The organism is Kribbella sp. NPDC005582 (genome assembly GCF_040605415.1).
Lineage (GTDB): Bacteria > Actinomycetota > Actinomycetes > Propionibacteriales > Kribbellaceae > Kribbella.
On sequence record NZ_JBEXCU010000008.1, the window covers coordinates 1 to 21,921 of the forward strand.

Genomic DNA, 21,921 nt, shown 5'->3' on the forward strand with positions numbered 1-21,921 from the left:
AAACTCACACCCATCGAGTTTGAGACAATTCAACCCGTCGCACTCGCGGCCTGAAACACCAAACCCCGCGAGTCAACTGAACTCGGGGCAGTCCCCCCTCCTTGGCGGTGCATGCGAGGTTCGCTACGGCGCTGGTCGAATGACAGCTCCAGTGCGGGTCCTCGTGAACGGCCGGGCCGCTCACACCTGCGGTGACGAGGCAATCCCGGTCGCAGAACTGGTCGAAGCCGAAGTTCGGGCATTCTTCGGCGACCGCCTTCCCGAGCTGACGAATCATCTCGACATCGTCTTCAACATCACCAGCAACTCCAGCCCAGGCGCGGTGATCACGGACGGCTCAGTACCGGACCGCGTCCGGTGGTTCAACCCACGCTCGATCGAAGATCTTCGTGAGAGACGAGTCCGGTTGTCGAACGACACCTCGTTGGGGACTGGCTGGGCGCCAGAGAACCCCTTCGAATCGTTCGTTCGCGAACTGGTCGACCGCTTTTCGGGACGATCCAAGTTCACGCTTGCCCATCCCTGGTGCGGATCGGACGTGAAACTTATGGGCTACTGCGACGGGGAGCTCGCCGACGTCGTCCTCTGCGTACCGCAGAAGTCGAGGTTCGTCAGCAACCGCGCCGAGTACGTGCGAAACCTCGAGGTTGTGCGCGAAGAGTGCTGCCGGCTAGCAGCGGCACAACTGCCAGATTCCGAAGTGCGTTTCCGCCTCAATGCACGGGATGTTCCCGATCGTGACGAGCTGTATCTGACACATACCGGCAGCTCGATCGAGTCCGGCGACGAAGGCGTGGTCGGTCGAGGCAATCGTGTGAACGGTCTGATCACCCCGCTTCGGCCGATGAACCTGGAAGGTGCCAACGGCAAGAATCCGGTGTACCACGTAGGCAAGCTCTACAACATCGTTGCCCAACGACTGGCGGAACGGCTGTCCAACGAGACCGGAGCCCACGCAGAAGTGCACCTGGTCAGCCTGACCGGACAGCGGCTCGATCAGCCCTGGCGTGTCCTGGTTCGCCTGACGGACGACACCGCTGACATGGACAAGGTCAGGGCGCTTGTCACTGACGCCCTAGCAAGCTTCCCTGCCGTGACTGACGAGCTGGTGGCCAACGGGATTGTGTTGAGCTGATGAACCTTGGGGAGGTTTCCGAAGGCTGCCGACGAAGGCTTGTCGGGCACTACGGAGCAGCAGCGCTCGAATGGGTTGAGGAGGCGCCCGGACTACTCCAGGTTGCGGCTGCTCGGTGGGGTTTGTCGCTGATGAACTACCACGACTCTGGTCACGCGTCAGTTGTGTCGACCGCAGTCGACCAGCATGGTCGACAACTGATGGTCAAGGCGTGGACCGATCCAGCGCGGTATCGACGTGAGGTCGCGGCGCTTCGGCACTGGGCTGGTGGACCGGCCGTAGAGGTGATCGAGACAGCGGATGACTTGTGCGTGGCTGCCTTGGAGATGGTCGGCGAGGAACCAGGCGGTCGCGGTCGCCCCGTCAACGAGCTCGCACTGGTAACGGAGGCGCTGCGGCGCCTGCACGCCGTCGGCCGTCAGCCGACTCTTGCTAGCTTCCCGCTCCTTGCTGACTACTTGCGGGCCGAGATCACCCCGCGAATTTGGAAACGGCTGCGAGATCAGGACCTCGGCCGATGGCGGCCGGTGGCCCAGGCCGGCCTCCACGCTCTACGAGAGGCTGCCGGTGGTCATCCAGCTGGCGCCGGGAATCAAACCCTGCTTCACGGAGATCTCTACCGCGAGAACGTGCTGTTCGCGGACGTCCAGCAACCAGTTTTCCTTGACCCACTGCCAATGCTGGGATCGGAGGCCTTCGACTGGGCCTTCTGGGTCGTGTACTACGAGGTCGAACGCGGTTTCGAAGACCGGTTGGTGCTTGCTCAGCGGGTCTCGGGTCTATCGGTTCAAGATATCCGTCGGTGGTGCACAGTCCTGTTCCTGGACGGGCTCCTCTATTACCTCGAAACCGAAGATCCGAGAGCCTCGTTGCTGGGCGATACGGCCACCGCGTTCGTCCGGAACGACGAGGGGAGAAGCTCGTGGTCAACTTGATTTGTCGCCACGCTCAGACGGACTACAGCGTCCAGCACCGCGTGAACGGCGATCCTACATATCCGATCCTGCTGAATCGCGTGGGGCGCCAGACATGCCGCCAACAACGAGCTTCTTCGCGCTTCTCCGGTGTGCAGAGCTGGATCACCAGTGAGTTCCCACGCACACGCCAGACTGGCCGGCTCCTCATGGGGCCGTCGACCCGCGAACCACTGGTCGACCCCCAGCTGAACGAACTCGACTACGGAGTATTTGAGGGCACCCCGTTCCTTTCGTATGGGGAGTGGCTCGGCCAACACGGTGCAGACGAGCGACCCGAAGGAGCAACCGAGTCTCAGCGAGAGGGCATCCTGCGAATGCTCAGCGCCTTGGCCGGCATGCCCAACCATCTCGGCGATCGCGTGATAATCGGCCACGGCCTACTGACATCTGTGCTGATTTGGGGCCTCAGCAGCCACCACCTCGAATCGCTTCCGCTCTTTCTCCCCGAGGCACCGTATGTCGAACCACTTACGCTATCTGACGACGAGCTGAAGGACCTCGTAACAGCCCTACATGATCGGATCGCGCCATCAAAGATGCACCGGTGACGTCCGTAGGCAGCGATCGCCGCCTGGCTGCTAACTTCGACGGCACATGTCCACTGCAGGAAAATGAAGGATTGTCGCCATGCATGATGCTCGTGTTCTGATCGAGATGGGCCCCGAGGCCGTCCGCCGACTGGCCCGTCGGGGTTACAGCCTGGACCTGTCACTGCTCGAGGACCTGCAGTCTCGGCGGAACCAGAGCATTCATTCGATCGATGACCTTAGGGCCGAGTCCAAGCGGGTAGCCAGCGAGGTCCAGGCGACGGCGCGCGCTGGCGGAGACATTGCGGCTCTCAAGGAGACCGCGCGCAAGCTAAAGGAGCAGATCAACGACATCGAGGCCGAGCTGGGCGGAGTGCAAGAGGAACTCACGACTCTTCTACTAAGCATTCCGAACCTGCCGGACGACCGCACGCCCGAGGGCGACTCGGACGAGTTCGCGACCGAGGTCCGACGTGTCGGGGCCCAACCTGCCTTCTCATTCAGCCCCAAGGACCACGTAGATCTTGGCGAGAGGACCGGAATCCTCGACTTCGCCCGGGCCACCAAGCTGTCGGGGCCGCGCTTCGCCGTGACCCGCGGCGCAGGTGCAGCACTGGAGCGTGCACTGTCCACGCTCTTTCTCGACCTACATACCCGCCGCCACGGCTATGTAGAGCACTCAGTCCCCTATCTGGTCAGCCGGAAGACCATGACCGGAACCGGTCAGCTGCCAAAATTCGAGGCAGACCTCTTCAAGACGGGTGTCGCCGAGCGGGACCTCTTCCTGATCCCAACCGCTGAGGTCCCGCTCACCAACCTCTATGCCGACGAAGTCATCCCTGCCGCGGAACTACCGGTGGCGATGACCGCGAATACACCATGCTTCCGATCCGAGGCCGGATCATATGGTCGCGACACCCGCGGCTTGATCCGACAGCACCAGTTCACCAAGGTCGAGATCGTCCGGATCGTCGATCCCGAGCATGCCGACTCCGAGCTGGACAACATGCTGGGCCATGCCGAGGCGTGTCTCAAAGAACTCGAGCTGGCATACCGGGTCGTCATGCTCGCCGCCGGCGACACCGGATTCTCAGCCCAGCTCACCTACGACATCGAGGTCTGGTTCCCAAGCCAGAACACCTACCGCGAGATCTCCTCCGTCTCCAGCTTCGGCACCTTCCAAGCCCGCCGCGCGAACATCCGAACCCGTGGCGCAGATGGCAAGCCGAAACTGGTCGCCACACTCAACGGCTCCGGACTGCCCATCGGCCGGACCCTCGCGGCGGTGCTCGAGCAGCACCAGCAAGAGGACGGATCGATCTTGCTCCCTCAATCTCTTGTTCCCTACCTTGGCTTCCGCCGCATCGCGGCGAACGGATCACCGGAGGAATAGTGCTTGTCGGCGTCTGCGACTTCCCAAGTGACTACCCGTTTCCGCCCGCCGCCTATGGCGGCATCGAGCGCTGGCTCTGGGCGGTCGCTGTCGGGGCCCGGGCCGCAGGCGCCGATGTTCATCTGCTCGGACCAGGCTGGATCCCAGACCTCGGCCAGGAATGGACCCGAAAGCCAGTCCGCCTGGAAGACATCACTGCCGGCTCACTCGCAGAGCAAGAGCTGCGCAGTACGGCGTACGACCTGCTCGTGGTCGGCCACGAATACCCGTCACATCCCGGATGGGTCCGCACCTGGGAGCGAATGGACTGTGACGTGGCTACATTTCAGCACTCACCGACCTTCAACCACTCACCGGATGCCTTCGACGGCAAGCGATCACGTCTCTACTGCTACTCACCCGAGATGGTCGAACGCTACGAAGCTCACCAGCCGATAGCCGAACTCGCAGTCCACCTGGGTATCGACGAGCAGGAACCCAAGGCGAGCGCCGGCAGCGAATTGGTTTGGCTAGGCAGGATCGACAGCGACAAATCCCCGCACCTTGCTGCCAGAGCTGCCGAACTGCTTGGTCGGCGGATTCGTATCGTGGGCCCAATCTTCGATGAGTCTTACGTGCGTGCACACGAACACCTGCTGGGCGCCGACCATGTCGAACTAACTGGCGAGCTGGGCGGGTCCGCGAAGATCGCAGCGCTCCAGGCCGGGTCGGTATTCGTCTATACCTACGCTCGCAGCTACGTCGAGGCGGGCGCCGCAGTCTTCGGCGAGACCCTGCGTGCCGGAACGCCAGTGGCGGCACTTAGCTGGCGTGAGGGCACCTGCGCCGCCGCAGCCACATGCGAGCAGACGGGCGTCGTAGCAGTCGCCGATCCTGCCGAGGACGACGAGAATGCAGCTCATCGGCTGGCAGAAGCCATCATCCAAGCCGACGAACTCGAACACTCGACAGTCCAGGAGATCGGCCAACAACGCTTCCATCCCACGCGCCATTTCGAAGCGCTGACGTCGGCACTGTGCTGATTCCGGACCCGGTGGGCTGGATCCCCGGTTCACTCCGCCGGATTCTCGGCCCCAGATGGACAATTCATCTCGAGGGTGATCTGCTGACAGCCCTGCATAGCGATCGCTCGGATCGCTACACGCCACCGCGACGCTCTCTCACCTTCGCCGACCTACTCGATGTGCTGGCGTCCAGCTTCGCAATGCACGGCGTGCCCCGCGCCCGCCCCCTGCCGCTTCGTTGGGGACGCGACACCGACCTCACCGTATCCGCGGTCCAGGCCCTCGACCCTCTCCTCAAAGATGGCCAGAAACGGGTCTACCGATCAGGCTTCCTGCCGCAGCCGGTCGTGCGCCTCACGGGACAGCGTGACGACCGCGGCGAACTACGCGACGGATTCCTCACGTCGTTCGTCAATGTCTCCCACATCCAGCCCATCAGGCACCAGGACGACTTCTCAGGAGTCGTCGACATCTGGCTCTCTATCCTCTCCCGACTCGGTCTGCATGCCCGCCACATCGCCCTCTACGGTCATCTGACGACATGGCCGCGCGACCAGGTCAACGGCGTAACACTGCGCTTCAAGCACCTGGACCTAACTCTGGGAGACATCAATCTCCTCTGGAACGTCAACCAACCCCATCGCATGGCCGTCGACCTCGGCAGCGGCCTCGAGCGCCTTGCCTGGGCGAGATCCCGATCCAACTGGAAAGACCTCGTCTTCGGTCCCTTCGCCAACGCCGCACCGCCAGCGACGCTCGACGCCATCCGCACAGCGACCCTCCTACTCGGCCACGGCATCCGCCCAGGTCCCAGAGGCGCCGCCGGCACCACCCGCCGAATCATCAACACCATCGCGCCCGACGCATCTCCCCTCGGACTAGACGCAATGGTCCGCTTCTCACACCGCTACTGGCAGCCGCTGTCTGCCCTCACGCTTGAGTGGCCGGCCATCGCCTCAGCTATCGACAACGAACGGTCTCGCCAAGTCAGCTCTACCCGAAGTTGAAAAGACCGCCCGTTTGCGACAGGCCTATGAGTTCCCGACCGCCGACGATTGAGGACCGGCTCTGCCGAACTCGCTCAGCAGATGCGAGAGCATCGTTGAGATGGCCCGCTTGGACCGTTCACAGAATGTTGAGGCCAGACAGTGGGCTCTCCGAGGTGTCACCGCAGCGCTCAGCCCAGTCTCTGGCGACGAAGATCGCTCGGCTCAAAAGGTGATCACCGGCGCGCTGAGTCGAGAGGACCAGGCCTAGCTCGTCGAAAGCCGGGTCCCCGCATTGATTTATCCGGAGGTCCACGCCGAGGCCTTGGTGGTTGTCGAGAAACCAACCGGCTACCTCGGATGGAGGACGACCGATCAACTCGACCTCGTCAAGAAACCTGACGCGGGGACCAATCAGAGCATCGACAGCAACGGCTTTGAGACGCCCGGTCTCGGCATCGTAGAGCGTATCGACACCTACCTTCGAGAACCGCGCATCTCTCACGTAGCTGTTGTACTGGCCATAGCTGCTCGGCTGCTCGTCGAGCGCCTTCTCGACATCGCTCTGATCCATACCTCCGCCCAAGAGCAGGGGCCCAACCCGCAGCATGGGAACGAGATCCCAGACTTGGCGTTCGCTATCCGGCTTGGGTCGTTGCCACCATGAGCCATAGGACATCATGATCCCCTTTTGTCACTCGCCTACAGGTCCTGCAATTCGAAGCAACCGGACCCAACACACTCGATGACTGCTCAGATCAGTCGGTCGCTGTCTTGGTCTGGCCACCATGCTTTGTGATTCGCGGTCGCAAGGTCATCCGTACGGCCGAGTGCGTGATGACCGACGCTGAGGCCTTTCCAGCCCACACATAGGCTTCACCTGGTTGCAGGCGCGCCAGCTGTTCCGGGCGGAGCGCGGTCAAGGCGGAGTTGGCCTTCTGGATATGCTTCAGCCAAGCGGGCGACGTCATCTTATGCATGATGACAACGTCAGAGAGCTCTATCAGCGAAGTTGGGACCGATGGCGGGTCCTGGCTAGCGACCAGAATACTCATGCCTTTATGCCGCATCTCCCGGACAGATTCGACGAGCACGTCAACGAGGTCAGGACTGTCGATGTACTTGTGAGCCTCGTCGAAGACGACAAGCTTGTTGAATCGGCCGTCTGTGTCGGTTGCCTCAGCGAAAAGTTGCATGAGGACAACGAACAGGCCGAGGCTCTCGTCCTTCTCGATGTACTCGTCGCGCAAGTCGACGATGATCAGCCGCCCAGGGCGGACATAGTCAGAGATCCGCACCGAGTCGTCGATGTACTCGGCCGCCAAATCAAGGCGCTGGAAGGCGAGGTCTTTCATGTTGTCGGCCATCGTCGAGGCGCCGACGCCGCGGCGGATCGTGTCGAGGCTCAGCGACGCCCGGTTGGCACGAAAGATCTGCTTGAGCTGACGTATGTACATGGCCTGATTCCCAACCGCACCAAGCAGGAATGACCAGTGTGCGGCCTGGAGTTCCCCGGACCCGAAGAGCAGCGGCTGCACGTCAACGCCCGGAAACTCAGCGCGTCGTTCCACCACTTGGGCGGCCGGGGTAAGGAGCACTACATCGTCCAGGGCGTTGGGTTCGGCGCCGTATCGGTTCCGCAATATCGCCAGCTGCGCGTCCTGATCGTTGGGTTTAATCATCGATGTGAACTCGGGTGCGTAGTCCTGAGTGCGGCTGTAATGGAAGACGATGGTCGCAAGTGGGCGGGGAAGTTCGTTAATTCCTGAGGCAGGCAGAGTGGCACCCTCAATGAGCGACCCAAGGGTGTAGCTCTTGCCACCCCCTTGGACACCAAAGAGGCTGATGGTATGGGTCTCGTTGAGGTCGAGGCCGGTCTTCTGCCCGCCAGCAACCTCGCCGAGCATTGCCCATTGGGGTGAGATCCCGTTGGTGCCGACCATGATCGACGGCGCTGCAGCGTTGGGCTTCTGCGCGTCTCTTGGCTCCGAACCCGTTGCTTGTCCGCTACTGGCAATGGGTGCAACCGACGCGGCGGCGGATTCAGCGGTGGCACCCGTTGTGAGTGCGGCGGGCACCGTCGGTGTCTCGTCGAGTGGCTCCTCATGCCGAGCCTGCCCACTGCGACCCGTTTGCGCTTCGTCGGCCTCAGCTGGTGCCATGTCATCGATCGCTTCGAGGGGCGTCGCCCGGAAGGCGGCATTTCCCCGTCGCGTACGGGTGAGGGCTGGAACGGTAGTGGCATATGACTCAGTGCCGTCGCTGGGACGGTCGAGGTTCGTCGGGATCGCGTCGAGCAGTTCGTCGATCTCGTCGCGGCCGATGTGGTGGAACTCGACCCCGTCGACGATCTCCGGTTCGCTGCCGTCCCCCGCGAGCTCGAAGACGAGCCCGATCCGCTCGAACGAGAGCCTATAGCCGTCGTCGAGAGTCTGCAGGAGACGTCGAGCGTGCGTACTGACGGAGCGACCGACCATCTTGTAGCGCTCGGCGCGCTCCAGATAGAACCGCAACAGCGCGGCGAATTCGACGTTCTTCACCGCGCGATCGACCCGGTCGGGGTCGTGCAAGTTCGGGTCGAACTGCGCGGCCAGCACCGCCCGGGAGGTCTCGACCTGGTCGATGATCGACTGCTGCAGCGTCCCGTACTCGATGACGTTGCGGATCAACGAGTACGCCTTGACCTCCACCAGCCGGCAGGTGATGGTCCGCGCCTTCGCGTCGAACGAGAACAACGCGAGGTCGGTACGCCGCAGCGACCTCTCCACCGCGGGACGACGACGCGCCTCGGCGTACAACTCCTGATGGGCATCGAGGGGAATGACGATCTGGTCTCCGATGGCCCGCTGGCCCTCGAGGTAGAGGCGCGCCAACGCGAGGCCGAGGACTTCGGAGCGCTGGTTGCGGGCCGCCGAGGAGAGCTTAAAGGCGAGGCTTCCCGACAGCAGTCGGAGCTGTTCAAAGAAGGTCCGCAGGTGCCGGTCCTCGACCACGACGCCATGGTCGCTGATCGCCGCGGCCAGCAGTCCTCGGAGCTCCTCGATCTTGCGCGAACTGACCAGCACCTGCCGACCGAGCCCGACTCGGCCGGCGATGTAGTCGATCACGAAATCGCTGCGGCGGCTGGCGTCAGTGGCGCGGTCGAAGTACTCCAGGCCGAGGGTACGGTCAATGATGACCACCCAATCGCTGACGTCGTGGGCTTGGTGCAGTAAGGAGCGCTGCTGGCCGTCGAGGTTGAGCGTGGTGGCGGGGACCTGGCCTGATGCGGTGCCGTCGGTAGCTACGGACGCCGACGCGAGGGCGAGGGTCCGGGGTAGTTCGGCGAGCAGGTCGCTCAGCGAGTTCACGGCCGATCCAGGATGGGCGAAGACGGGAGTCTTTCGCCAGGTGACGCTGGTGCCGTCATCGTTGACGTCAAAGGTGGTGGTGGCCTGCTGAATGAGTCCATACGCCGGCGCGTGGGCGATCTCGTTCAGCGGGCCTGTTTCGTGCTCCTCACCGGAGAAAGCGTCGACGAAAATGGTTAGGTTGGCCTCGAACTCGCTCGGGCTCTCCTCGAACTCCTCCATGGAGCGGATGGAGTAGGCGAGCTTGGGCACGCTGCTACCACCACGGGCGCTGAAGGCGTCCGCCTCGTCGCTATTGAAGCGACTGTCGGATCGAGTCAGGTCGGCCAGCTGTTCACCGATGCCGGGCATCGCGGTTTGGAGGGTACATAGCCGCAGGTCGTAGGTGAGCTCCTTGGTCGCGGCACGGCGCTGGAGATCGAGGAGCATCTCGACGATCAGACCTGCGTCGCCGGGATTGATCACATTCATGACCAACGTGCGGACGTAGGAGTGGTGGTGCACGTAACGCTCGACGCGCTCGGCAAGCACCACGGCCGCTTGAGAACCACTGCCCCGCGTGCGAGGTGCGTCAGGCACGCCGATAGCGGTGCCGACCCGATTGAGGAGCCCGACGGCATCGTCGGTTCGCGGATGGACGAGCGCGGTCCAGAACGGGGTCAGATTGCCGACGGCGACGAGCAAGGCCCGGTTGTCCTGGCGGGGCATCGCGAAGGGGAAACCGAGCGGGTCGAACCGCTCGAAGAAGCTGGCTGCCGCGTCAGCCGCAGCCTCCTTGGTGTGCTCGGCGAGCTCGTTGCGCCACGTACTCCCGACGCCACACCAGCCGGCGACCCACAGCAGTCTCAGCGGATGGGTCGGGCCGACTAGCAAGACTCGGTGGAGATTGCCGAGGGCGTCGAGATAGCGCACCGCGACCGCGTCGATCTGCTGCAGGCCTGCCAACGCGCGCAGCGCAGCACCTTGCTCGGTTGCCGCGGCTGAGGTCGCGTACGCGGCCTGTGCGGTGATCATCTTCTGGAAACTCGCCGCGTAGGCGGTCACCTCGGCGCTCAGAGCTGGGACGTGGACGGTCTCGACAACGTCGACCTGCTTGTTGTCGTCGGGTCCTTCGACATTGGCGATGGCGGCGAAGAGGCTGTCCCGGATGTTGATGAACTCGGCGAACGCAGCTTCGGCTGCGGGCCCGAGCGCTGCGACCCACGGCGTCTCGTCGCGGACCGGCGCCGACGTTGCACCCTCCTGGCCGATCGCGAGCTGCCACATCCCCAACTCCCGGGGGCTGATTAGGGTGTCGCGCTCGATCTGAGTCAGCAGCCGCGAGAGTCTGATCTCGACGCTGCCGCCGCCTGCGACGTGCACGTTGGCGCTGGCGTACGACGACGAGCGGGCACCGTTGACCCAGGAGACCTCCCCCGGGGCGAGCTCACGCGCCGGGCGGCCGTCGACGAGCCGGCCAAAGGAGAGCCGCTCGATCGCGTGGGTGAGGCTCTCGTGGCGCTGGGCACGCGTCTCTGGCGGCTCCTCATCCTCGTCGGCGTTGACGACGTAGAACAATTCGCTCTGCCCCGAATCCGTCGCAACAACAATACGACGATCCGTTTCGGCGACGGGGGTGACCACAAGCCGGTGCCAGCCCTCGTCGAGCTGGGCTTTGCGCAGGTTGCGGATGGTGCCCTTGTAGGTGCTCTTCGGCCGCGCTCCGGCGGTGACGTTGATGGCTTTGCCAGTCGGTGTGCCGTCCTCGGAGACCAGCTCGACGCGCAGCTTCAGAAGTCCGTCCGTCGGCGTGAGTGCGGGGTCGACGGTGAAAGCAGCCACAACATCCTTCGCGCCGCTCGGGCCAGCGACGAGATACGGCTGGCCGGCGAGGCGCTCCAGGGAGGGGTACCGCCTGAGGTGCTCGGGGTCGTCACCGACGACGGACAGACCAACGGTGTGGACGTCGACTTTGAGCGCGATCTCCCGCTCGCTTGGCGCCGGCCATTTGTCGAAGGTGAGTCCGCGGCTGTCCCTGTCGATGATGATCCGTCGGGTCCATACGTTGCGATCCTCGAGCCCGACCTTCCCCGCAAACCGAGCAAGGCCAGCGGTGAAGGACAGGTCGGGCAACCCTAGGGAAAGAACGCGCTGACGTTCATCGAGCTCGCCACGGCTGAGGTCGTCGACATGGACACGATTGCGGCCGATGCGCTCGGACACCTCGTCACCCGACGTAAAAAGGGCAAGGTCGGGGACGAGCCCGAAGCAATAGATCGCGGCTCCGGCAGCATCGACCTCGTAGTCGTTGGCGGCGATGGTGAGCAGGTAACGCACCCAGGCCTGGTCGATGGAGCGGCCATCCCTTTTGCCGCCCAATACAGCGGCGAGTTTCTCGAGCTTGTCCCGAAGCACGGCCGGAATCCGGCCCATTAGCTCCTCGCGCAGGATCGCGTAAGCGTTGCCGACCTCAATCTCCTCGAACGTCGCGACTCCGAAGGAGTCCTCAGCACTCGCCCGTAGTCCTGGGGGCACGAAGACCAGGAGTGGCCCGGACGACTCCTCGACCGGCCGGTTGCGCAGCTCGACGAGCTGGGTGCTGGACACCAGAGTGTCATCGCCGTTGGTGACCTCCTCATCGGTCGCCAGCAGGCAGACGACGGTGCCCGGCATGGTGGCAGTGCGCAGGCGGGTGACCAGCCGTGAGCTGAGGTCACCATCAAGCTCGGTGACGCGCATGCAGTGTCCAGCCTGACGGGCCGACAACAGACCGAGCAAGTGCGGAACGAGGACTTCCTCCAGGGCACTGCGTACCTCGGCGGCAGTGGGTTCCGTCAGTCCGATCGCGGTCACCGTCAACGCGGCGTCCTCTCCGAGTTTGCGCCGATGGTGAAGCGCGGGGTAACGGTTTGGGTCAGGTAGGCGTCGGAGAGGTCGCGGTAGTAGCCGATCTCCCGGAGTCGGTCCACGAAGGCGGCAGTGTTCGCCCGCAATGCAGTCTGGTCGGGCAGGTCAGGCCCCTGGAAGCCGTCCTTGGGCGGGAGGGTGTCTACATAGATCCCGTAGCGTGTCCGGAACGTGTCGAGGACCTCGTCGACCCGCATCGGCCGTGTTCGCGGTCGACCATCCTTGTCGTGCTGCACCAGGCAAACCTGGAGCAATACCTCGAGGAGCCTGGAGTCAAGCACGAAGCGGCGGACCCCGGACCTGCCGCGCGGCTGGGTCAGCAGCTCCCCTGGGCGACCTTTGAGAAGCATCGAGTCGAGGCAGTCAACCAGATACTTACGCTGGAAGGCTCCGCGATAGTGCATGATCAGCTCGAGGTACGTCTCGAACCGCGAGAGCCCCAGGTCGATGATTGTCTGCAGCTCCGGAGCGAGCGGCTCCTCCTCGTCATCGAGGATGCGCCGCACCCGCATGTCGAAGAAGATCTCCCGATCGGCTTCGTACTTATCGTCGAGTAGACCGATCGCGTCGGTTGCGGGCAGATCCTCCTTGCCGAGAGGCATGGAAAACTTGCCCTGCCGGTGGAGGTCCTTGGCGAAGTCGGTGAGCTTGAGTACCGCGAAGGTTCCGCGGACGAACTGTGGCAGCCTGCCGTACCAGGTCGCGGCGCTCTTGGTCGCGTACGCCGCCGGCAGCCCGGTCTCGGAACCAACGAGGTCGACGAAGATGTGCGGCCGATAACGGCATTCCTCGCCGTGCTGGTGACCGGTGGTACAGGCGCGGTCGACGGCGCCGTCGCGGACGGCGGCAGGAACGAGCTTGAACATCCGCAGGTGGTAGAGAGCGAGGTGGAAGGAGAGGAGGATCTTGAGGTGCTCGACCAGCACGGTGCGAGGCATGAATTGGCGATGCAGCAGGAGCCGCAGGACGTCCTCGCCGAGGAGCTCAGCTGGCTGGCGGCACATCTGCCTCTGCTCACGCCGGCTGGCGTCACCCGGCCGGTCTTGGGCCTTGCCCTGAGTCGCCTCGACCATGTTGAGCAGCGCCTGAGACTCCACGTCGATGTCCGGACCGGGAATAGCCTCGCCGGTAGCGGGGTCGATGTCGGAGAAGAAGAACTCCTTGAGCCCTTGCAGAGCGACGTCATTGATGGCGACGAGCTCGTAGAGCTGCTCATCTGCGCCGTAGGGACGCGACCTGGCCGCATTGCGGAGCCGGTAGGCGAAGCCGTGCAGCGGCCGCGGGCCGGCGACAGCTTCGGTGGCCCGGCCACGGTTGACCAGGTCCAGCACATGGGTCGCGACCCAGCGGCGGCTGATGTCCTCGTTGACAGCGAACCCAACGAACTTGCCGGTCTTGTCGTCGACGAGCAGATCGACGTAGGCATCGACGTCTAGGTCGGTGGCCCGGCGCATCCGGCTGGTCACTCCCCCGTGCCACAGGCGGGCGAGGAACGCAGTCAGAACGCGATCCATGGTCAGGGTCTTGTAGTCGATCCGGCTGATGGCGTCGCACCGAAAAGCGCGGTCCTTGCTCTCTAGCGCCATTCCGCCTCCTCAGTCTCGGGCACGAGCGCCTCCTGTGTGATCAGGTGGAGAACGCCGTCGTCGTCGCGGCGAACGGTGTGCATCGAGGACCCATCGACTGTCAGCAGAACCTCCCGGTACGGCACGGCGGCGAGCTGATTCTTGAACACGGTCAGCGCCAGGGCATAGCCCTGGTCATCGTCGATGCTGGCCTGATAACCGCGGCGGAACCGCTCGACCAGCTCAAAGAGGTCAAGCCCGACACGCAGCTCCGCTGGCGGCACGCCTTCCCGCGACGTGTCGGTGTAGCTGAGCCGCAGCGCGGTCGGCCGAGTCTCCAGGTATGGGTGCACGTCGGTACCGACCCGGCTGGCATGAAAACCCTCTCCAGAGAAGCGTCGCAGACTACGGACGGTTCCACGCACTACGTCCCGGACACGGATGGCAAGGCCGCCGTCGGTGAGCTCGGGCGAGACAATCCCCTCGCTGCGGTTGAGAGCGGTGAGGAAGAGATCGGTCGGGACCGGCCGCTGCCCATCGAGCAGCTGCAGAAAATGCTGGACAGAGGCATACGGCAGCATCTTGACCGCCTCACCAGCGTCTCGCATCTCGAAGTACGACAGCCGCCTGGCCGCCGCGACGAAGCCGACGATCTCGTCAGGGCTCGCATCGGCGGCGGAGGACACAGCTGCATGCAGCTCACGGAGTAGCACCCGCTCCGGCGTCGCACGGTCGGCGGCATTGATCAAGTAATGCTCCAGCAACCCCTCGCCGGCCAGCCGCCGGTCGAGCACAGGCTGCGGCGGGCGGGCGACATCCACCCCGTGAAGCTGGATGAGCAGCCGGTCGCGCTCGATCGTGGGGGGACCGCCGCGATAGGCGTTGAAGTAGTGGCTCGCCAGAATCGCCGCCGACCGGGAGGTGGCATAGAGCTCGTGGATCTCGGCGCAGTCCCGCCCGGAGGTTAGCGTGTATGCGAGCGCCGAGCGCAGGTCACGCAAGGTGATGTGCAGCCGACCGCGGAGCTGGGCTACCTCGTAAATGCGCCGCATTCGTTCCTTGACCTGCTGTCCGACGACGGGGTGAGCGATCGTGGCGGCGTTCTGCCGGGCGTAACAACCATCGAACAGCGCGCAGTCCTCACACGCCGACCAGACTTCCGGGCGCACCATCGAGTCGAGCATCCGCTCCAAGATCGACCCATCGGACGGCTCACCGTGGAGCGTGTCGGCCGGACGGACGGTGACGTCACGCAGGTTGAGGTTCACCACCGCGACCGGTCCGGGCGCATCGTCCTCACCACGGAGTCCCGCCTCGACGATCTTGGTTAGGGCGGCGAACTCGTTGATGTGATGGCTGAGGAAGTCGACGAGACGCCCCTCGTTGACCGCGATCAGGCGAACTTCAGCGGCCAGCGTACCGATCTGGTCTTCGCCGGCGAAGGGACGGAAGAACTCGGTGAGAACCTCGTCGCTGACGACGCCGTCCTCGTCCTGACTGCCGTCGTGATTGGTGTGGAACCGGTGCCCGTCCAACTCAAAGTCGGCACCGTTAACCCGCTCCGAGGTAAACACCGCACCACGCTCCCGCGCGGTGGCGGCGAGGTTCTCCAGGAAGGCGGTCTTGCCGTCACCCGCGTTGCCGGTCACGATCACCAGCGAGTGCGCTCCAGCCAGGACACTGGGAGTTAGGGCGAGGTCGAGGGCGGTGGGAACATAGACACGTACGTCCGCGGCGTCCATGCCGCGAGTACCACGGTTACTGCGCCGACTCTGGCTGTAGAGGGTCTGCAGGTAGGAGACGAACGGATTGTGATCACTGATGGTCCCACCACCGTCAGGCGTCACCCGAACGACGGGTGGCGTCACATTCGCAGGCGGCCTCTGTGGTACGGCGGCCACCTGCAGCGCAGCGTAAAGTTCCTCGGCGCTGGTGAACCGATTGCCCCGCTCTGGCGAGGTCGCTCTTAAGATCGTCTCGATCAGCTTCGCAGGTACACCGGGCAGGGAAAATCGGTCGCGAGGGTCTTCCACCGCGACCGCCGGTGGTGGTGTGCTGGCCCCGTCCCATGGATAGGCGCCCGTCAGGGCCTCGTACAGCGTGATCCCGAGCGCATAGAGATCGCGATCGACGTAACCGGCGGCGCTTGCGGGGACCTGATCGAGATCTGGCGGTGTGTAGCGCGGCGTGCTGGCAGTGTGCCCTTGGGTGGACTCGGGAGTCTTGGCAATCCCGAAGTCGAGGATTTTCACTCCTTCCTCGGCCCAGAGCAGGTTGCCCGGCTTGATGTCGCAATGCCACACGTCGAGGCTGTGGAGGTACTTCAGCCCCTCGGCGACGTCGAGCCCGATCCTCAGCACGTCGCTCGGCGTCAGAGTACGGCTCCTGATCACCTCTCCCAGATCCTCGCCGGTGACGAACTCGAAGACAAGGAACGGATAGGGATATGGCTTAGGCAACACATCTACGTCGAGCATCCGGACCACATTCGGATGCGGGGTCGCGTCCTGAAGGCGGGTGAGCACCATCCCTTCACGACGGGCTCGCTCCTTGCTGTCCTCTTCGTCGCGCAGGATCAACTTGATCACCCTGTCAACGTTGCGCATCGTGTCGAAGACCTTGTACGCCACACCGCTGGCGCCCGGCTTCCCGAGCCGATGCTGAACGATGTACTTGGTCCCCAACGCGAAGTCACGCGGGAGGTTCCTCCAGAACGACGGATCCCTCCGCTGGTCGCCGGCGCCGTCAGCCTGCTCAGGTGGCCTCGGCGACTGCCCGCCGTTGCCACCGGTCACACGGCGCTTCGGTCGCTGCACCTCACCGATCGCCAGCTCGAAGCGCCGGATCGCCTCCCGAGCATCAGGACGGTCCTCCGGCTTGGCCGCGCTCAAGAGCGAGAGCCAGTGCCGCAGCGGCGCCGGAACGTCGGCCTGCTCCAGGTCCTTCTCTGGTAGCCGTCCGTTGGCCTTCACCTGAGATGTGACGGAGTCGAACGGCAGATGCCCAGTGAGCATCTCGAACCCGATCACGCCGAGGGCATAGATATCGGCCTTGTCAGTCATCCGCGTCGGATCCGCGATTGCCTCTGGAGCTAGATACGCCTGATCAGCCGCCGCGTGCGCATCGAGGGCAACCGTGTAGGCCCGCATCTGGGCGGTTTTCGCGTAGTCGAAGCCGGTGATCATGGCCCGGCCGTCCTGCGTGAGCAGAATCGTGGCGGGGCTCAGTGCCCGGTGGACGATCCGGCGCGACTGGGCGTGTGCGAGGCCGGCGAGCACCTGCCGCAAGATCAGCAGCTTGCGATCGCGAGTGAGGGGATCAACCGGCTTCTCGCCCAGGTGCAGCCGCAATGCATGGCCCGGGATGTCGTCGTACACCGTGATGAATCCCCGGTCCTCGGGGTCCGGAAAGAAGTCCCGCACCCCGACGATCGACGGGTGCGGCGAAAGCTTGCCGAGCGCCTCGTACGCAACGCCGATCTGCCTTTGCTTCCTCTCCCGCTCGGTGGAGGGCGCATATGGGTCGGCCTGGCGCACCACGAGCCGCACGGTGCCTGAGCCCTGCACCGCGTTGGCGTTCTTCGCCCGGTATTCCCCGACCACATCGATCCCAGCGGCGTGGATCGTCTCGCTGAGCGTGTCGAGCACCAGCCAGTTGCCGAACTGCAGCGGCCCGGTCGGCGCCTGTCCGATCGCCTTTATCTGTTCAACGATCGTCTCGTGGTGACGCGCGATGTCAGCGTCGACTGCGGACGACCCAGTCGGTACCCGGGAGACGTCCGAGAGCAGCGCCACCAGATGTTGCAGATTCACCGTCGAGGCGGCGTCACGCTGCGGCGTGTTGTGATCGACCAGCCGCGCGTCGGCCGCGGGCAGCGCGACGACCGCATCCACGTAGACCCGCGACAGCTCGCGGTGAGCGTCCTCAAGGAGCGTCTTGAGCCGCTTGGCATTCTCACGCAACTTCGGCAGCGGGGTGTGAAACGGCGAGCGCCCCGCCGGCATCCACCGCGACCCTTGCACGTCGATCCGGCCAAACGTGCCCTTTACGTCGATCACGAAGACCATGTGCGGTGTGACAACCACCAGGTCGACCTCGAAGAGCCGGCCCCGGGAGTCCGGGATCTCCAGGGAATGCAGAATCGTCCAATCTTCCGGCCCGTGGTCACGCAGATACGCGATGACGCGCCGCTCCGCGTCATTCACGGGCCGCCCGATCGGAACGATCTTCGCCATCAGCCCTCGGCCCCCTCGACCGCCGCCGTCAATAGCGCCAACGCCTCGTCCTCCAGCACGTCTGCCTGGTCACGATCGCGATACGCCTGACGAACCGTCTCGGCTATCCGATCCCTATCAGCGACTGGCGCCATAGGGATCGGAATCTCGCGTCGCAGGTGGGCGTGAATGTCCTGCTGCTTCCCGCCGACGCTCATGGAACGGAGAAGTCGGAACGCCACTTCGGAGCGGAGGAACGCGTATAGGTAGGCGCCACTCACGCGATCATCTCCACTAATGACCCGCAAGAAGTGCTGCGTATAGGCGTGTTCCTTCCACGCGCCGTAAACCATCAGCGCACGACAGAAGACCTCATTCTCTCCAAGCGTCCCCTGAGAGGCGATCAGAATCGTTTCTTCTGGAGCGAAGATATCCGGCGGGGCGGCAAGTGCACTAATCCAGCGACCCTCCGGTCGCATCCAGAATCCCTGTCGCTGCCCGATCAGCTGCACGCCGTGTTGCTGGTCAGCGTCGATCCGCTTGAACCTAACTCCAGATCCGAGCAAACCCCCTTCGCAAATCTCTCCCAGGTGCCGATGCTCAACTGCCGCCAGCCTCTCAACGATTCGGCGGGCACGAGGCGAGAAGTTGAGCGCCCGAATCGACTCCGGACCGAAGTTGGTGACCTCGAATCCGTGCTCTCGGTCAGCGCCATGCCAGCGGTAGTCGATCAATTCTGGCAACCCCACGCTGCGAAAGAAGTCTTCGGTAGCCTTCTCCAGCCCGGACTGGAACGCCGCCCGAAGGCGAGCGCTCGCCTCGACGAGCTCGTGGATTCGAGTCTCCAGGTCGGAGTCGAACCGCGGCACCGGCAGGTCGACCAGGTGGTGCGGTTCAATGTGTTGGACGATCGCGCCGTACGCCGACGCCAGGATCATCGGAACACCGAACCGGCTACGTAGGAAGGTGTTCAGGTAGCCCGGCAGGACTTCCGACTCATTCGGAATAACCCGCATCACGTGCTCGCTACACGCAAACCCCGCCACATCCTGGCGGGCGTAGGCGATTCGACCCACCGTCCCGGAGCGGGTGATCAGCGTCCACCGAGGCTCGATCAGCAGCTCCGGCGCCTGTGCCGCAGCACTCTTGGCAATGTACGGCAGATACGAGTAATCGGCCTCCAGAATGTCCGTGCTGGAGAAGAATGGGACACCGTGCTCCCGGTCGTTCACCCATCTGCGGCTGAACCGTCCAGCATGGTGGATGTCCGTAGTGATCCGGTCGAGACGAACGGTATTGGGCAGAGATTCAAGTCGTTTGCGAGCTTCGATCGCGCCTGATAGGTAGGGCGTCGCATCGAGCCTTAGGCCCTGGTCATAGAACCAGTCTGCACGGACTGGGCTGTCGAGGTCGGCGACCTTCACGCGCCTGCTCCCCGGGCGTCATGGGGATCGACCCCCGGGACCGGGTGCCGCTCGCGGAACTCCCGGTAGCGCTCGGCGATCACCGGCAGGTCATTGTCGATGACTGGGCGGCTACGCGTCACTCTTCGGGTCCGCCTAGCGCCGCCAATCGTAAGGTACTCGCTCTCCTCGAAGGTCTCCATGATGAGCTCGCCATTTGGGGAACGCTTGTACAGGTCGTTGCCTCGCCGGTCGAAGCCCACCTTCTCCGCAACCGCCATGAAGACCGGGTAGGAAACGGGCCCGTTAAGTTTCTCAGCCGCCTTCTCATCGAAGGTCTTTCGCTTCAAGAAGAGCAGGCTGGTGAGGATGTTGACGTTTGCGTCGACGATAAAGGTCTCCACCGGCAACTCGACGCTGGCCAGCAGCCAGCACTCTTGCAGGATGAACCGACGGATGCCCTCATCGGCCGGGCCAGGATTGGAGAGGATGCCGTTGGGCAGCACAATGCCGAGACGACCACCGGGCTTGATCCACTCGATAGCCCGTTGAACGAAGAGCTGCTCGGGCGCCATGGAGTTCGGCCGGTTCGGACTCGCGATCAGCTCGCCAGTGGCTTTATCACGCGACCAGGTCTTAGCGACACCCTCGCGGAAATCGCCTAGGACGGACTCGTCACTGATCGGGATGTCTGCGCCGAAGGGCGGGTTGGTCAGCAAGACGTCGACGACTCCGGTGCGACCGTCCTTGGCGAGAGGGACTCGCTTAGTGGCCTTCTCGACGCCGCTGAGGTGTCCTTTCGGGAAGGAGAGGGAGTCCATGTGGAATACGTTGCCGGGAGTGTCGGCCAGCGTCATGATGTTCATTGAAGTGGCGCGCACGAGGAACTGGTCGAAGTCTGCGCCGAAGAGGTGCTCGTCGGCGTATCTGCGGAGCCGATCGCGATAGCGCTCGCCCTGCTCCGGGCTGTCCGGCAGGCCGCGTGTGCCGTCCTCGTCCTGCATCTTGTGGTGCAGGTGCGTCAGCGTGGCATGGAGGAACCCACCGGTACCGCAGGTGGGGTCGAGGACCGTCTCGTCCTCCCGCGGGTCCAGAATTTCGATCATCAGCTTCACCGCACCGCGCGGGGTGAAGTACTGTCCCCTATCGCCGCGCAGGTTGGTGCCGACCAGTTCCTGGTAGGCGAGTCCCTTGGCGTCAATGTCGGTCAGGCTGAGGTCGTAAGGAGCAAGCTCGGAGACGATGAAGGCCAGTGCGCGGTCCGAGAGGATGATCTCATCGCTGGGCTTGAAGAGCTCCGATGCGGCGTACTGCTTCTTCACATCCTCGAAGAGCTCGGTGATCCGCTTCCGGATGGCGCTGCGGCCAGCATCGCTGTAGGGCTCGGACATGGAGGTGTAGAACCGACGCGGACCGCCCGCGCGGGTGACACGCTCGTCGTACATCTTGGTGAACAGCAGGTAGAGGAACTGCCAGAAGGCGGCATCCTTGGGCATGCCTTCGTTGCCGTGGACATAGTTGTGGCAGCGCCGGAAGGTGATCTTGAGCATTTCCGGCTCTGCGCGGCGTAGCTGCTGGGAGGAGACAACCTGGCCGCTGCCCTCGGAACCGTCGGCCATCGGCCAGTCGGCGCGCTCGTGAAAGTCGGCGCCCCAGCGGGTGGTCTCCTTCTCAACGAAGAAGAAGTCGACGTTGTCGGTCCAGAGGCCCCAGCTGCGGTCGGGGCAGTCCTCGGCTCCCAGGAGGTCTTGGAGATCGGACATCTCCGACTTCATCTGGTCGTACGTACGCAGTTTGACCACGTTTTTGCCGCGCTTGGGCTCCTTGTTGCAGACCACGACACGACGAAGGTTGTCCTCGGTGTGTTCGCTGCCAGGAGCGAAGATCGCAATGTCGACCCTCTTGGTCCGCCGCCCTTTCTCCGACTGCACCTTCACCGCGAAGTCGAGCTGCATGTCCTCCGGAGCGAACTGGTACTCATGGAAGAGGACGCGCACGATCCGCTGCCGGACCTGCTCCTTCGGCGTGTCCTTGATGGGCTTGTCGGTGAGGAAGTCGACCAGGTAGCCCTCGTCAAGACGATGAACCTCAGATTCGGTCATGGCTTCCTGAGGAAGACCCTCATCGCGAGTTGCGTCATCCAAAGCAGATCCCGTCAAAGTCACCAGTACGTCCAGTCCATTGGAGTTCGTGATCAGCTACCTCGAACAGGCAGCAGCCAAACTTATCCGGAATCGTCGCATCCCGTCCCTGAAGGCTCGGCTCGCGGCCGGCATTGAAACGTCACCTCACGACACCGAACGAGGGCCCTGAACTGACATGCAACCGACACACAGCGCAAGTTCTCGTACACCAGTCAGCGCATCTCGTTCCTCGGGCGATCCCTGTCGTACTGCCAGCCCGCTGTGATCCCCTCCCTGAAGAACACCAGATCAGAGCTTAGAGCTGGCTCCGGACACTCGCAAGGAACGGGAGCGCGAA

12 protein-coding genes are annotated in these 21,921 nt (G+C 63.8%); 6 read left to right on the forward strand and 6 right to left on the reverse strand.

Features of this window, described 5'->3' with window-relative positions:
- The first annotated feature begins 19 nt into the window (after positions 1–19).
- The 6 genes from ABZS29_RS34045 to ABZS29_RS34070 all read left to right on the forward strand — a co-directional run bounded on the left by ABZS29_RS34045 (position 20) and on the right by ABZS29_RS34070 (position 6,043).
- A complete protein-coding gene (locus tag ABZS29_RS34045; RefSeq protein WP_355468984.1) occupies positions 20–1,135 on the forward strand; it encodes a methionine adenosyltransferase in 1,116 nt (371 codons plus the stop codon).
- Positions 1,135–2,070 (forward strand): aminoglycoside phosphotransferase family protein, encoded by a 936-nt coding sequence (locus ABZS29_RS34050; protein ID WP_355468370.1) that lies wholly within the window; start codon positions 1,135–1,137, stop codon positions 2,068–2,070. The genes ABZS29_RS34045 and ABZS29_RS34050 overlap by 1 nt, the downstream gene beginning before the upstream one ends.
- Positions 2,058–2,660, forward strand: a complete 603-nt coding sequence (locus ABZS29_RS34055; protein ID WP_355468371.1) for a histidine phosphatase family protein — start codon at positions 2,058–2,060, stop codon at positions 2,658–2,660. Before ABZS29_RS34050 ends, ABZS29_RS34055 begins: the two co-directional genes overlap by 13 nt.
- Before the next feature lie 79 nt (positions 2,661–2,739).
- Positions 2,740–4,032, forward strand: coding sequence for a serine--tRNA ligase (gene serS, locus ABZS29_RS34060; RefSeq protein WP_355468373.1), 1,293 nt, complete (start codon positions 2,740–2,742; stop codon positions 4,030–4,032).
- Positions 4,032–5,054 (forward strand): glycosyltransferase, encoded by a 1,023-nt coding sequence (locus tag ABZS29_RS34065; RefSeq protein WP_355468375.1) that lies wholly within the window; start codon positions 4,032–4,034, stop codon positions 5,052–5,054. The genes serS and ABZS29_RS34065 overlap by 1 nt, the downstream gene beginning before the upstream one ends.
- Positions 5,048–6,043 carry a hypothetical protein gene (locus ABZS29_RS34070; RefSeq protein ID WP_355468376.1) on the forward strand — a complete coding sequence of 332 codons (996 nt, stop codon included), beginning with the start codon at positions 5,048–5,050 and terminating at the stop codon, positions 6,041–6,043. The genes ABZS29_RS34065 and ABZS29_RS34070 overlap by 7 nt, the downstream gene beginning before the upstream one ends.
- A 118-nt stretch (positions 6,044–6,161) precedes the next feature.
- On the opposite strand, the gene ABZS29_RS34075 is transcribed toward ABZS29_RS34070, so the two are convergent.
- The 6 genes from ABZS29_RS34075 to ABZS29_RS34100 form a co-directional block, all read right to left on the reverse strand.
- On the reverse strand, positions 6,162–6,596 hold the full coding sequence (locus ABZS29_RS34075; RefSeq protein WP_355468378.1) for a hypothetical protein: 435 nt from the start codon (positions 6,594–6,596) through the stop codon (positions 6,162–6,164).
- A 184-nt stretch (positions 6,597–6,780) separates the two neighbouring features.
- Entirely contained in the window at positions 6,781–12,210 is a 5,430-nt protein-coding gene (locus tag ABZS29_RS34080; protein WP_355468380.1) for a hypothetical protein, read from the reverse strand.
- Positions 12,207–13,844, reverse strand: a complete 1,638-nt coding sequence (locus ABZS29_RS34085) for a hypothetical protein (protein ID WP_355468382.1) — start codon at positions 13,842–13,844, stop codon at positions 12,207–12,209. The genes ABZS29_RS34080 and ABZS29_RS34085 overlap by 4 nt, the downstream gene beginning before the upstream one ends.
- Positions 13,835–18,058 (reverse strand): protein kinase, encoded by a 4,224-nt coding sequence (locus tag ABZS29_RS34090; RefSeq protein WP_355468384.1) that lies wholly within the window; start codon positions 18,056–18,058, stop codon positions 13,835–13,837. Before ABZS29_RS34090 ends, ABZS29_RS34085 begins: the two co-directional genes overlap by 10 nt.
- Entirely contained in the window at positions 18,058–19,461 is a 1,404-nt protein-coding gene (locus ABZS29_RS34095; protein WP_355468386.1) for a hypothetical protein, read from the reverse strand. The genes ABZS29_RS34090 and ABZS29_RS34095 overlap by 1 nt, the downstream gene beginning before the upstream one ends.
- Entirely contained in the window at positions 19,458–21,542 is a 2,085-nt protein-coding gene (locus ABZS29_RS34100) for an N-6 DNA methylase (protein WP_355468388.1), read from the reverse strand. Before ABZS29_RS34100 ends, ABZS29_RS34095 begins: the two co-directional genes overlap by 4 nt.
- Between the last annotated feature and the right edge of the window lie 379 nt (positions 21,543–21,921).